The sequence below is a fragment of the Spirosoma terrae genome (assembly GCF_010435915.1).
Classification (GTDB): Bacteria; Bacteroidota; Bacteroidia; order Cytophagales; family Spirosomataceae; genus Spirosoma; species Spirosoma terrae.
The window spans coordinates 100352-113973 of the sequence record NZ_JAAFZH010000002.1; the positions used below are offsets into that span (position 1 = coordinate 100352).

General features: G+C 47.6%; 11 protein-coding genes. 4 read left to right on the forward strand and 7 right to left on the reverse strand.

What is annotated here, in order from left to right:
- Positions 1-8 precede the first annotated feature (8 nt).
- The 5 genes from GK108_RS05475 to GK108_RS05495 form a co-directional block, all read right to left on the reverse strand.
- Positions 9-620, reverse strand: coding sequence for a hypothetical protein (locus GK108_RS05475; protein WP_163944113.1), 612 nt, complete (start codon positions 618-620; stop codon positions 9-11).
- Positions 621-810: 190 nt separating this feature from the next.
- On the reverse strand, positions 811-1434 hold the full coding sequence (locus GK108_RS05480) for a hypothetical protein (protein WP_163944116.1): 624 nt from the start codon (positions 1432-1434) through the stop codon (positions 811-813).
- 183 nt (positions 1435-1617) lie between these two features.
- Complete coding sequence (locus tag GK108_RS05485) at positions 1618-2214, reverse strand: hypothetical protein (protein ID WP_246224717.1); 597 nt, start codon at positions 2212-2214, stop codon at positions 1618-1620.
- Between the two features lie 158 nt (positions 2215-2372).
- On the reverse strand, positions 2373-3602 hold the full coding sequence (clpX, locus tag GK108_RS05490; protein ID WP_163944119.1) for an ATP-dependent Clp protease ATP-binding subunit ClpX: 1230 nt from the start codon (positions 3600-3602) through the stop codon (positions 2373-2375).
- A 268-nt stretch (positions 3603-3870) separates the two neighbouring features.
- Complete coding sequence (locus tag GK108_RS05495) at positions 3871-4545, reverse strand: ClpP family protease (RefSeq protein WP_163944122.1); 675 nt, start codon at positions 4543-4545, stop codon at positions 3871-3873.
- Between the two features lie 178 nt (positions 4546-4723).
- Here GK108_RS05495 and GK108_RS05500 point away from each other — a divergent pair, with 178 nt between their 5' ends.
- On the forward strand, positions 4724-5140 hold the full coding sequence (locus tag GK108_RS05500) for a helix-turn-helix transcriptional regulator (RefSeq protein ID WP_163944125.1): 417 nt from the start codon (positions 4724-4726) through the stop codon (positions 5138-5140).
- A gap of 66 nt (positions 5141-5206) precedes the next feature.
- Here the strand turns inward: GK108_RS05500 and GK108_RS05505 are convergent, their stop codons facing one another.
- A complete protein-coding gene (locus tag GK108_RS05505; protein WP_163944128.1) occupies positions 5207-8308 on the reverse strand; it encodes an efflux RND transporter permease subunit in 3102 nt (1033 codons plus the stop codon).
- A 247-nt stretch (positions 8309-8555) separates the two neighbouring features.
- On the opposite strand from GK108_RS05505, the gene GK108_RS05510 reads away from it, so the two are divergent.
- Positions 8556-9419: a response regulator transcription factor gene (locus GK108_RS05510; protein ID WP_163944131.1), complete on the forward strand. Its 864-nt coding sequence runs from the start codon at positions 8556-8558 to the stop codon at positions 9417-9419.
- Here the strand turns inward: GK108_RS05510 and GK108_RS05515 are convergent.
- Positions 9412-9897: a response regulator gene (locus GK108_RS05515; RefSeq protein WP_163944134.1), complete on the reverse strand. Its 486-nt coding sequence runs from the start codon at positions 9895-9897 to the stop codon at positions 9412-9414. The genes GK108_RS05510 and GK108_RS05515 overlap by 8 nt on opposite strands.
- A gap of 212 nt (positions 9898-10109) precedes the next feature.
- On the opposite strand from GK108_RS05515, the gene GK108_RS05520 reads away from it, so the two are divergent.
- Positions 10110-11396 (forward strand): sensor histidine kinase, encoded by a 1287-nt coding sequence (locus tag GK108_RS05520; RefSeq protein WP_163944137.1) that lies wholly within the window; start codon positions 10110-10112, stop codon positions 11394-11396.
- 201 nt (positions 11397-11597) lie between these two features.
- Positions 11598-13577, forward strand: coding sequence for an alpha-amylase family protein (locus tag GK108_RS05525; protein ID WP_163944139.1), 1980 nt, complete (start codon positions 11598-11600; stop codon positions 13575-13577).
- Positions 13578-13622 lie beyond the last annotated feature (45 nt).

Consider the following 13622-nt stretch of genomic DNA (forward strand, 5'->3'; position numbering starts at 1 on the left):
AAGAGGATTTACTGCAAAATGTCGAGAAGGATTAAGACCAGGCCGACTACCAGCGCGATAGCACCGATTGCCGCGCCAAAGCCGTTTCCAATCAGGAGCAGCAGCAAACCGGCTGCCGCCACGATCAGGCCGATGGTTAACATAGACTGGGCCATTGGCTGATTGGGGGAGAGCTTATTCTTTATTTTCTTGTCGATTTTTTTGGTAGCCATCCGTTCCAGCAGCGTCATTTTTTTTGCTGTTACGTTGGTGTTAGCCTTGGCCAGCGCTTGAGGAGTAACAGAATTAAGCATCGATTTCACGCGCTCCATCCGTTTCGTTAGCTTTTTGTTCGACGCCAGTTTGTTGTCGTTACGAACATACGCGTCGAGTTGCTCAACGGCTTGTTTGGCCTGTGCAACCTGTTCTTCCGAAGATGGCGATGCCGGAGCACTTACCGGCGTTGAGGCCACAACTTCTGAAGGAGTTTCTGCTGACGTAGCAGCAGGTGTTACGGTCGCTTGTTTTGCGTGGTAGTTTTCGCGGGCGCTTGGCTGGAAATACGCTACCGGGCGGCTGCAGGACGACAGTACAGAAATGCCAAAAAGAGCAATGTAGATGTGTTTGGTCAATGTTTTCATAGAGTTATCGTATAAAGAAGAAGCCTACAGGCAGGCTATTACCCCAACAACTGCTGAAGGACAGCTTTGTTGCCTGAAGCTGGGTAAAAAATAGAAATTAATCAGATTTAGGCGACAAGTGTCGATTCTTTATACGCAAAGAGCCGACACTATCTATAGCGCCGGCTCTTTGCGTATTGATTGTTATAAATTATTCTAATACACCCAGTAGGATCAGAACGATACCAACGATCAGCAGGATCAGACCAAGTACGCCGATAACACCACCGAAAAGCAGCGATAAAATCAGACCGATAGCGCCAATGATGATACCGTTTCTCGCGTTACGGTTCAGTGCTTTTGCTTCATCGGGTGCTACGTGGTTTTTGATTTTCTTGTCCAGCTTTTTCAGCATAGCTTTTTCAACCAGCGACATTTTTTTCGTTGACGCTACGTTGGTTGACACGGCTGTCTTTTCGCTGGTAACCAGTAATTCATTTACTTTCTCCATCCGCTTAGCCAGTTTTTTGTTCGACGCCAGTTTGTTGTCGTTACGAACATAGGCTTCCAGTTGGCCAACCATTTGTTTAGCCTGAGCAACCTGCTCGGCCTGAGTTGGTGCTGGCGCAGCCTCTACAGCAGGAGCAGCTACGGCTACCGCTTCTTCGGGAGCTGACTGGACTGGAGCGGTTTCAGCTACTGGAGCCGGAGCTGGTTTCACCGAAGTGAAATGCTCACGCTGAGTCGGTTGGAAATAAGCCACTGGGCGGCTGCAAGATGAAAGAATAGAGGCTCCAATTAGAGCTACAAGGAGATGTTTGGAAATAGTGCTCATTGAGAACTTTTTTAGTGGGACTATAAAATTGTCAACCTGAACAACTGCAACATTATAGGTTTGTTGCGAAATCATTAACTATATCCTAAAAAAAAGGCAGAAAACCGAGCGAACGAACCAATACGATAGGATGCAGAAGGAGTTGTTTAATGCGTTTCCAACCCATACCGGTTGTGTATATACTTACAACAAGCCAATCAGCAGCACAACAGCTCCGGCCAGTAACGCAATCAGGCCGACGGTTGCACCAGTGCCTGTGGTTAGGAGTAAGAGCAGTAAACCGACAATAACCAGCACCGCGCCTGTTGCCAGCGTACCGCTGCTAATCATGGCTTTGTTCGGATTGTTGGGAGCCAGTTGTTTGCTAATTTTTTTGTTCATTTTCTTCAACATCATCCGCTCCATCAGGCCAGCTTTTTTGGTCGAGTTAGAAACTTCGACTGTAGACGAAGGCGTAGCAACCGAGGCCAGTGTGCGGATACGATTCAGGCGTTTCTGAACGGCTTTGTTATCTGCCAACTTGCTGTCGTTACGTACCAGCGCATCCATTTGGTCCAGCGCTTCGTTCATAGTGGTAGCCGGAGTGATAGGAGCAACTGGTGTTTCAACAGGTGTACTGACGGCTTCTGCTGACACGACTGGAGCGATTACCGGAGCTGTTGTTTTAGCTGCGAAATTCTCCCGCTGAGTTGGTTGGAAGTAGGCCACCGGGCGGCTACAGGCAGTGAATAATGTGGCCATCAATAAACCGGCCATTACTTGTTGAGTACCAATTTTCATAGTAAGAAGGTATTAGCTTACGTGTAAAAAATACATTATCAACTGGTAAACTGGCAACGTATCTATTTGTTGATGGGTAACCAGAATTTTCGATTAACTGGAAAAAAAATACCCGGTTCTGCTAAGAAACCGGGTATTTTTTTGAAAAAGCGGAGAAATTAAGCTACCGATCGTAGTTGATACGTACTGGATTTGCCGAATTTTTCCTGTGCGTAATCCAGGCTAACCGTTAGTTCTTTTACGTTCGGTTGGGAAGGAAGTTCGAACATGGCATCGGTAATAATCGACTCACAGATGGAGCGCAATCCCCGTGCGCCAAGGCCGTACTGAAGCGCCTGATCAACAATGTAGTTCAATGCACTTTCGTCCCACTGTAGTTCGATGCCTTCCATCTGGAAGAGTTTGTTGTATTGTTTGGTGATCGCATTTTTAGGCTCGGTCAGAATTTTCATCAAAGCCTCCCGATCGAGTGGTTCCAGGTGCGTCAAAACGGGTAGCCGACCGAGTAATTCAGGAATCAGGCCAAACGATTTCAGGTCGAGCGCCGAAATGTAGCGCATTAGATGGCCCTTTTCGAAGGTGTCGTTCAGTCGCCGATCGCCCGAAAAACCAATCGGACGCGTATTGATTCGTTTGGCAATGTGGCGTTCTATGCCATCGAAAGCGCCACCGCATATAAACAGAATATTTTCGGTATTCAGGGCAATCATGCGCTGGTCGGGATGTTTGCGTCCGCCCTGTGGAGGAACATTAACAACGGAACCTTCCAGTAATTTCAGTAATGCCTGCTGAACACCTTCTCCGCTCACATCGCGTGTAATGCTCGGATTGTCGGATTTGCGGGCAATTTTGTCGATTTCGTCAATATAAACGATGCCACGTTCGGCCGCTTCTACGTTATAATCGGCAGCCTGTAGCAAACGGGTCAGAATCGTTTCAACATCTTCACCAACGTAGCCTGCTTCGGTGATGACCGTAGCGTCGGCAATGCAGAAAGGAACTTCCAGAATTTTAGCAATTGAGCGGGCCAGATACGTTTTACCCGTACCCGTTTCACCGACCATCAGAATATTCGATTTCTCAATCGTTACGTCGTCGGTTTTGGCCTGCATCAGCCGTTTGTAGTGATTGTAGACAGCAACCGTAATGGCTTTCTTCGCTTCATCCTGACCAATAACGTATTGATCGAGATGGCGTTTCATCTCAACCGGTTTGATCAGATTGATCTTGATCTCGGCTGGTTCACTTTTCTGCGGCCGCATTTCATCCAGAACTACCTGATGGCCCTGCTCAATACAGTAGTTGCAGATATGGGCGTCAATGCCCGATAAGAGGATCAATACCTCGTTTTTGCGCCGTCCGCAGAACGAGCAACTGATTTGTGCCATTTACGTTGCAGTGTATAAGTATGTATAAAATTGGTACTGCTTGGTAACAGCACACGTGACTTCGTTAAATAGCCTCTGAGGGAAGGCAGTGTTAAGCGAACTTCGCTAAAAATGATAATCGGATAACGATTAAGTTATCCGATAGTAACAAAGTTATTCACCGGCTGGGAGATGGCCAAATCATAACGTTATCAGAATACGGGCTATGTTCATAAAAAAAGCGCAGACCAACCTACGTGATCTGCGCTTTTTACAACTGAAACAAAACTTATTTTTCCCGACGTAGTACTTCGTCGATGAGGCCGTATTCTTTGGCTTCATCGGCACGCATCCATTTGTCGCGGTCCGAATCTTTCTCGATCTGCTCAACGCTTTTGCCAGAGTGGTCGGCCAGAATCTGGTATAGTTCTTCGCGAAGTTTTACAATTTCGCGGGCTGTGATTTCGATATCAACCGATTGACCCTGCGCACCGCCCGATGGCTGGTGAATCATGATGCGGGCATGAGGAAGGGCCGAACGCTTACCGGCAGCACCACCCGCCAGCAATACGGCCCCCATCGAAGCGGCCAGGCTGGTACAGACGGTTGCTACGTCTGGACGAACGTATTGCATGGTATCATAAATACCCAGTCCAGCGTAAACAGAACCGCCGGGGCTATTCAGATACATAAGGATATCTTTTTTAGGATCGGCTGATTCCAGGAACAGCAACTGAGCGACAATGATGTTGGCGATATTATCATCGACCGGTAGGCCCATGAAAATGATACGGTCAGCCATCAACCGAGAGAACACGTCTACTTCACGGAAGTTCATCGGGCGTTCTTCGATGACCGAACGGGTCATGTTTTCTACAGTGTGGTTTACATAGCCATCAACGGTCAGGCCATTAAGCCCCATGTGATGTACAGCGAATTTGCGGAATTCTTTTTCGTAATTCATAATTGGGTTTACTCCTTTGTGTTGAAAACGAATAACAACTGGTGGAAGTTTCGATTTATAAACCTATCAGCGCTGAGCGGCTTAAAATAGATTTAGTTGCACCTAACATTGCAAAATTGCGTTATCCTTCCGAAAATCAGTGTCAGTTTAAGTGTAGAAATTATCGTAGTTACTTGATATGAAAGCATCCATTGAAGAAAAAATACGTCTGCACCGGCTTCAGAAGGGGCTGTCGCAGGAAAATATGGCCGATTTGCTCAACTTATCGACAACGGCTTATGGCGATATCGAACGTGGAAAAACTGACCTGACACTTTCTCGGTTGAATCAAATAGCAAAGGTGCTGGACGTAGCACCGTTAACTTTACTGACCGATGAGCCCATTCAGGCGCAGGTCATCGAGAGTAAAACCGATGACGCTACGTCCTATGAACTGGAACGTTTACAGTTGATGGTCGAAAAGCAGCAGGTCGAATTGGATAAGCTCCGGCTGGAAGCCGATTACTGGAAGCGTAAATACGACGATCGTATTGCGATGGAGTTAGTTCGGGCACTGGGCGGAGTGCAACAGCCTCGGGAACGTATCGGGTTTTAAATCGTAAAGAATTGTATATAAAGTCGGTCGGCTCTTCTGACCAATTGCAGAGGAGCCGACCGGTTGTTAGCTGATAGGCGAAAATTTACGACGGTAGAAAGCGTAGAAGATCAGCGGAAAAATGAAGAGGGTCAGAATCGTAGCCGTAATGAGCCCCCCGATAACGACAATTGCCAGTGGCTTGGCCGTTTCGGAACCGATACCGTGTGAGATAGCTGCTGGAATCAGGCCAATCCCGGCCATCATGGCTGTCATAACAACCGGGCGAATACGGGAAACAACACCCTGATGAATGGAGTCGTTCAGCGACATTCGATTATGCAGGTTTTTCTTGAAAACGGAGATAAGAATAACGCCATTCTGAATACAAATCCCGAACAGGGCGATAAAGCCAATCCCGGCCGAAATACTGAAATTAACGTGCGTAATGAGCAAGGCCGCAATGCCGCCAATAATGGCAAACGGTACGTTGAACAGGACAAGACCAGCATCTTTTACGTTGCCAAACAGCACGAACAGAATAAAGAAAATACCCAGCAAGCTAATCGGTACAACCTGCTCCAGACGTAACGTAGCGCGCTGCTGATTTTCAAAATCTCCGGCCCACTTGATGGTGTAGCCAACAGGCAATTTTACGTGGGCAGCTACTTTCTGTTGCGCTTCGGCAACGGCGCCACCCATGTCGCGGCCACGTACTGAAAATTTCACCGCACCGTAGCGTTGACTGGCTTCCCGGAAAATCAGAACCGGTCCGGTTTGCGTATACACACGGGCAATCTCCTTGATGGGAATCATGGAGCCATTTTCGGTCGGAACCATCAGGTGGGCAATCTGTTGCTCATTCGAGCGGAAGGGGAGATCGTAGCGGATTCTCAGATCGAACTTACGTTCGCCTTCATAAATCTGCGTAGCGGCTTTGCCACCAATCGCCATTTCGATAACGGCTTCAGCATCGGATTTATTGACGCCATAGAGGGCAAGCTTCCGCTCGTCGAGTTCGACGCGCATTTCGGGCTGGCCAGTTGTGCGAATAACCCCCAAATCGTCAATGCCTTTGACGGTGGCCAGCTGCTTTTGAATTTCTATCCCTTTTTCTTCCAGAATGGTTTGATCCGGGCCAAAGATTTTTACGACAATGGAGCCTTTTACGCCGGAAACTGCTTCTTCTACGTTATCCATGATGGGTTGCGAGAAGTTGAAGTTTACGCCCGGAAATACGCTCAGGCGCGCTTGCATTTTGTCGATAAGCTGCTCTTTGGATAAGCCGCTTTTCCACTGATCCTGTGGATAAATATCGACCAGAAACTCAATGTTGTAGAAGCCCGTAGGATCGGTGCCGTCGTTGGGGCGACCCGTTTGGGAGATAACGCCTTTCACTTCCGGGAACTCTTCGAAGATATGGCGCATCTGTATGGTCTGTTTCACTGATTCGGGTAATGAAATGCTCATGGGCATGGTAGCCCGAACATAAATGGACCCTTCGTTCAGCTCGGGCAGAAATTCGGTCCCCAGCAGCGTGAAACCAGATAAACCAATCAGCACGACGGCAAACGTGACCAGCAAGCTGAGCCTTTTGTGGGCAAACGTAAAGCCAAATGCTTTGGTCGCGTATTTGGTCACTACGTTCACGAACGGATTGTGTTTTTCCCGTACGTTCTTTTTCAGCAGTAAACTAGCCAGAACGGGCACCAGCGTCAACGTAAAGATCAGCGCGCCCAGCAAGGCAAAACCCAGCGTCCAGGCAAGCGGAGAAAACATCTTGCCTTCCACTTTCTGAAACGAGAAGATCGGAATCAGACAGGTGATGATGATCAGTTTGGAAAAGAAAATAGCTTTTCCCATTTCCGTACCTGTCTTACGTAGCACACCTAATTTGGCGAGCTTGTTGAAGCGGTCCATTCCGCGTTCATGCGCCAGTTCGTCGAGCGTAACGAAAATACCTTCTACCATCACTACGGCTCCATCGACAATAATTCCGAAATCGATTGCTCCCATCGATAACAGATTGGCCGACATGCCTTTCAGCCGCAGACAGATAAAGGCAAACAACAACGCCAGTGGGATCACGATAGAAACGGTAACGGTTGTCCGCCAGTCGGCCATAAACAAGAAGACAATGACCGTAACGAATACGATACCTTCAATGAGATTATGGGTTACGGTGTGCGTAGCAAAATGAATAAGTGTTTCCCGATTATAGAACGTATTGATCTGTACGTCGGAGGGCAGAATGCTCGTATTGAGTTCGTTGATTTTGTCTTTTACCCGCTCAATAACTTCGCTGGGATTTTCGCCTTTCCGCATCACCACAATACACTCCACTACGTCGTCCTGTTTGTCGCGGCCAGCCTGCCCCAGTCGAGGTAGCGCCGATTCGGAAACCTGCGCTACGTTACGTACCATAATGGGCGTACCGTTGATATTTTTGATGATGATATTCTGAATATCCTGCTGGTTCTTTAGCAGACCGATGCCGCGCACGACATAGGCTTCCGAGTTTTTTTCGATGACGTCACCACCCACGTTTACGTTGGAGTTGGCGACGGCCTGATACAACTGCAACGGCGTAATGTTGTAATCGATCAGTCGACGTGGATCGACGGAAATTTCGTAGGTTTTAACCTCCCCGCCAAAACTCACTACGTCGGCTACGCCCGGTACACTCTTCAACTGGCGCTCAATGACCCAATCCTGCATGGTTTTTAGTTCGCGGGAGGTTCGGGTTGGGGATTGAAGCGTATACCGGAAAATTTCGCCGGTCGGGCCGTAGGGCGGCTGCACATCGGGTCTGATGCCTTCCGGGAGTTCAACGCCATTCAGGAGGTTGTTAACCTGCTGCCGGGCAAACGCATCGTCGACTCCATCTTCGAACAGAATTTTAACTACCGACAAGCCAAACAGCGATGTCGAACGAATATCGGTACGTTTCTGCACCGAGTTCAGCCCAATTTCGATAGGAATGGTTACGAATTTCTCGACTTCTTCGGCCGATCGGCCAGGCCACTGAGTAATCAGGGTTATCTGAGTATTTGTTACGTCGGGGAATGCCTCGATGGGTGTATTCTGATAGCTAATTATTCCGGCTACAATGGCTAAGGCTGTTAGGAAAAAGATAAAAAACTTGTTCTTTAGAGAGAACGAAAGGATACCCTTTATGAACTTATTCATGGTTGGCGGGGCGTTGTACGGCTAACCCCGGCACAAAAGTGTTTATAGGGCCTTAAATCGAGCTTAAGTAATGGTTAAAAGAGAGTTAAATCATTTGTCAAGGAATTGTAGGGGGAAATTGTGAATATCCGCTTTTTTAATGACTATATTTAATATGTATCATACGTTAATGAATCCGCTACTGGCGTCTGTATGGACTACAACCTATCGATAAACGTAAAAAAGAGCTACATTGCTTTACTAGAGTATGACGCAGATTCAGGAAATAGTTAACAATTCGGCTGCCATTACCCACCTGACCGGGGCAAGTAATTATACTTGGGTTCATTTTTTGTCGGAACCCCAGGTATTACTCTCAAAACCACTGACTTATTTTGAAAGTCAGCTGCCATCTTACGTCAGGATTCATAAAACATCGCTGATTAACCCGGCCTATATTCAGCGTATACAACCCCCTAAACGGGCCAAATCGCCGGGTACAATTGTGCTTAAAAGTGGAGAGCAGCTACCTATTAGTCGCCGGAGATGGTTGGAACTGGCTGATTTGCTGACGGTAGCGCAGCAAAACGAAAAGCCTGAAGACGTATTGGCTACTAAAGTCCCTGAGTTAGAAAATGGCCAGTTGGAAGAAGAGCTGATACAATCGGAGCAGGCCATGCCCCTCTCGAAGCAGTGGTTGTTTGCGTTTTGCCAGGATGAAAAGCGTAGGACGAAGATAAGTCAGGGAATACACGAAAAATGGCCCCACTACGCAATCCGTTTTTTTGATAACGGTACGTCCTTGATTGAAAAAATGATTGGAACGGCAACTAATGACTTGCCTACACTTGTCTTACTGGATGTTCGTAAGGTAGGCTGGGCCGCCATGAATACCCTGGAAAGCATTAAAAGCAATAAGCTCTTCTGCCGAATTCCTACCGTTATCTTTATTCGTGAATTAGCAGGCAGCGATGTAGAGGCATGCTATGCGGCTGGAGCAAATTCAGTGGTCAGGCAAAGTTCAGATGAAACGTTCGACGACGTTGTGGATCGTATCTATCGGTATTGGCTGAACTTTGCCGCACTGCCTGCTAACTTACGTAGTAACGGCACTGGAACGCTTATTAAATAACGAGTCGGTCGTTGGGCAACGTAACGGTTTCCCACCAGTAAATACGTAGCTTCTGAATATAGCTTTCCCAGTCGTTTACATTAGTAGGCTTGGTTATATACGACGTGCTGCCATAAAAATAAGAATCGGCTATATCTTCCTGATCGTTTGAATAGCTCAGGATAACAACAGGCACATGCTTATAGGATGAGGTGCTGTGTTTGAGTTGCTGCAACAATTCCCAGCCATCTTCGCGAGTGGGTAAGTAGAGATCCAGTAAAATAAGTTTCGGCAAATCAATGCCTTGCAGAAAACAGCTTTTGAGGTACTCTATTGCCTGATTGGGCGTTGCAACACGGGTTGCTTTTACTTCGGGTAATGACCGGCTCAGCGCGAGCTGAATTAGTTGCCAATGATCGTTATTGTCTTCAATAATCAATAGCGTAGCATACTTGAAATTTTCCTTGCTGATTGATTGGCTGTCATAGTACACGTTCATCGGATGAATAAAGAAAAGAAAACGGTTAAAAAGGCAAGATAATGGCTGAAAACAAGAAAAAATAATTAGTTGAACACAGACATTTGATTTGACATATAGCCGGGCCGTTACCTCATTTTCTGGTTCAAATTAGAACCTGGTAGGTTGAGCTGAGTTAACGAGTTTGATCAGAAAATCCATCATTCCATTCCGATTACGATCCTTCTTGGGCTATGACAAAAGATTCGTTGGCTTCGGCGCAATCGCCACCCGCTATAGCTGATTTTCTGTTTGCCCGCCGAGAATCTATTCTTAATAGCTGGCGGACAACGTGTGAGCTGGATAAAACCATACAAACCGTATCTAATCTTTCGCGCGAAGAGTTTAATGATATGGTGCCTACGATTCTGAATATTCTTGGGCAACGCCTACATAATCAGAAAGAAGAAAGTTCAGCTATACTAGTTGCCAGCGAGCATGGGCTGCATCGTTGGCACAAAGGGTATACGCTTAGGGAGTTGCTGAAAGAAATTGGACATCTGTTTGAGGAGATATCCAATGAATTAAAAACGTATCAGGAGCTATATCCTGCATCCGATCCTAAGCTCTTCGTAGAGGTTTATCCAAAAATGTTAACGCTTTACGAAGAAACTGTAGAAGGCAGTGCTGCCCGCTACGATGAGCTGGAACGAACGGCTGCTGCCAGCCGGGCTGATACACTCCAGTCGGCACTCGATCAGTTGAACGACCTGACACGCCAGCGGAACGATCTGTTACGTACGTCCAGTCATGATTTACGAAGTAGTGTTGGTATTGCTCAGGGAGCCGCCTTCATGCTTGATTTTGACAATCAGAGCCCCGAAGAACGCGCCAAACTGATTGATATGCTGAATCGAAATCTGGCTAGCATAGAATCCATGCTGCAAAGCCTGATGAGTTTAGCCCGGCTGGAAGCAGGACAGGAAACAGTAGAAGTTGGTCAGTTCGACGTAGGTAAGCTGTTACATGAACTGGCAGAACGTATGCAGCCATTTGCTCAGCAGCAACGGTTACCGTTTCTGGTTAATGGACCCGAAAAAATAGCGATCGAAAGCGACGCGGAGAAAATTAGCCGGATCGTTCAAAACCTGTTGATGAATGCGCTTACGTATACAACAACAGGTGTTGTGTCTTTGTCGTGGGTGAAAGAAAACGACCGACGTTTTACGGTCAGCGTGCAGGATACGGGACCAGGCTTATCGGATACTATGGTTTCGTCGTTAGTAGGGGCGCTCAAGCCCACGCAGGATAGCGCATTGGTGTTTGATAGTCAGGTTTTACCGATACCACCACTCGATGATTCGCCGGGAGCGCCACGAACGAAATCCCGTGCTACGTCCAAAGGAGAAGGGGTTGGGCTACACATAGTGAAGCGGCTTTGTGAAATGTTGGAAGCGAACCTGGATGTTGAGACGGCACCAGGAAAAGGGACTCTGATTCGGGTTCGGTTTCCCACCCATTATCGAAAAGTGCAAACGTAAACTGCTGATTGGTAGTTGTTTGTTTGTGATTTTAATGGTGGCTGCTTTGGATGGGTGAGCTGATAAATAGGTTAGTTTTGAACATATTAAGAGCAGAAAAGTTTTCTTGCCGGATACTGTTCGTATAGTCTATTTTTTGCTGATTAATGATACATTAGGCGCCGGTATCTGGTTCTACGAAAACCGTTTTACATTTGCTCCATGTCGATTGTCTCTACTGACCTGAAAGCGGACTGGCAACTGAATCATGCCCTCTATACCGATGCTTACCAATCGGGTCGTTCGTCTTTTATTACCAGCCTGTTGCCGCCGAGCGCCTTATCGTTTTCTGTGTATCAGACGCTTGACTTATTACACAAGCGTTTGGGAAATGAAACACTACGTCGGGCGCTCGACCATACCGGAACTATTCCTAGTCCGGTTAGTGGCCATCCTGACGGTGAGTGGATCAAACGGAGCAATATGGTGGGCATTAACGTTCGAACAATTGGCTCGTTCTGGCAGGTAATCAACTACGTACTGACCCTTCCGGCCTGCCACGATAGCATTCATCTGTTGCCAATCTGGGAGCCTGGTGTGGTAGGGAGCTTGTATGGCATGGTAAGCTGGCAGATTAATCCTGAGTTTTTCGACGTTGAACTGGCGCGCTACGTTCCCGTGCTGGACACAGTAGAAAAGCAGTTGAAGGTTGTTGTTAATCTGCTTCACGCTATGGGCCGTACGGTTGGTATGGATGTTATTCCGCATACGGACCGCTTCTCAGAAATGGTTTTGGCCTGTCCGTCCTTGTTCGAATGGGTTCGCCGTGACGGCGATGTGATTGCCGACCATTCGAGCATGGTTTATAAATACGCAGAGGAAGCTATATGGCAACACCTGAAATACACGGGTGCTGCCGATGGTACGCCTTTAACGTTTGCCAAGGATGTATTTTTCTCCACTGATCTGTCGCTGCTGACCAACGATAAGCGGTTGAGCATTCTGTTCGGACAGCCCAATGATTATGGCGGGCGGCTCCAGCGCCGGATTAATTTGATTCGACACTTAACCAAGCAAGGTCTGGAAACGGTGCCTATGACGATGGGACCACCGTATCGGGGGCTTCATATCGACCCCACTGATTTTGTTGTTGATGAATACGGCCAAACCTGGTATCAGTATGCTTTTGACGAACCGCAGGCTATGTCGCGGGTTTTTGGGCCACTGGCCCGATATCGGTTCTACGAATCAAAGGACAATAATCAGAACTGGGAAATCGATTTTGATCGGCCTAACTATCATGCCTGGGCGTACCTGAATCAGAAAGTTCACGAGTGCCAGCAGGCCTATAATTTCGACTTTATGCGGGGCGATATGGCTCACGTACAAATGCGGCCCGGTGGTGTTCCGGATATGGTTGGGCATTATTACGATCCGTTGCGGGCTATCAAACGATACGTACGTAGCAATGGGGTAGCTCACTTTGCGTTTTTTGCCGAGACGTTTCTGGCTCCGCCCGACGTAATGGGCTATGGCGACGAGCTGGACCATCTGGAAGCTATCGAAGCCGAATCGACGCTTGGGGATTTACAGTCCGTTCCCGTTAATTCCAGTGAGTTCAGAGAGCGATTCGCCGAGTATTATACGTATCTGCAAACGCGCCGATTTGCGCCAAGCTTCACAATCATAACCGCCGATAAAGACGATCCTCGGTTCGATGAATTTTATCGGACGGGTAATCTGTTCCGATACTTCGTATCGCTTTTCCTGACCGATATGCCCAGTTACGTTAGTCTGGGATTCGAGCTGCGAAATCAGCACGATGAGCGTGGAGAAAACGAAGAATATTCGAAACTGTACGTATTTCAGATCGGCGATGACCGGCAGCCCGATAAAGTAACACATGGACCTTATGTGTGGGGAACCAACACGGAGCAGTTTGTGAGTATACTACGTATGCGGTTATTTTCAGAGAAAATCTGGTCTGTCATCGCCGGTAAAGAAACTCGCTGGCTGGTGGCGCCGGATGATCCAAAAGGAGCGGACTATATTGCCTGGACGCATGTGGAGCCAACCGGTTATGTGTTTGCTGCTTCACTTTCTGGCGTAGTACCGGAGTCTATTCCGGGAGCAGTCGGTATTAACAGCGATAATTTGATTTTTGATGAAGCCGGCTGTCGGGTCTGGCAGGTATTAGGCTAAATGCAGGCCGTATCGGTTCACTACGTATCGCGAATGGTATTTCCG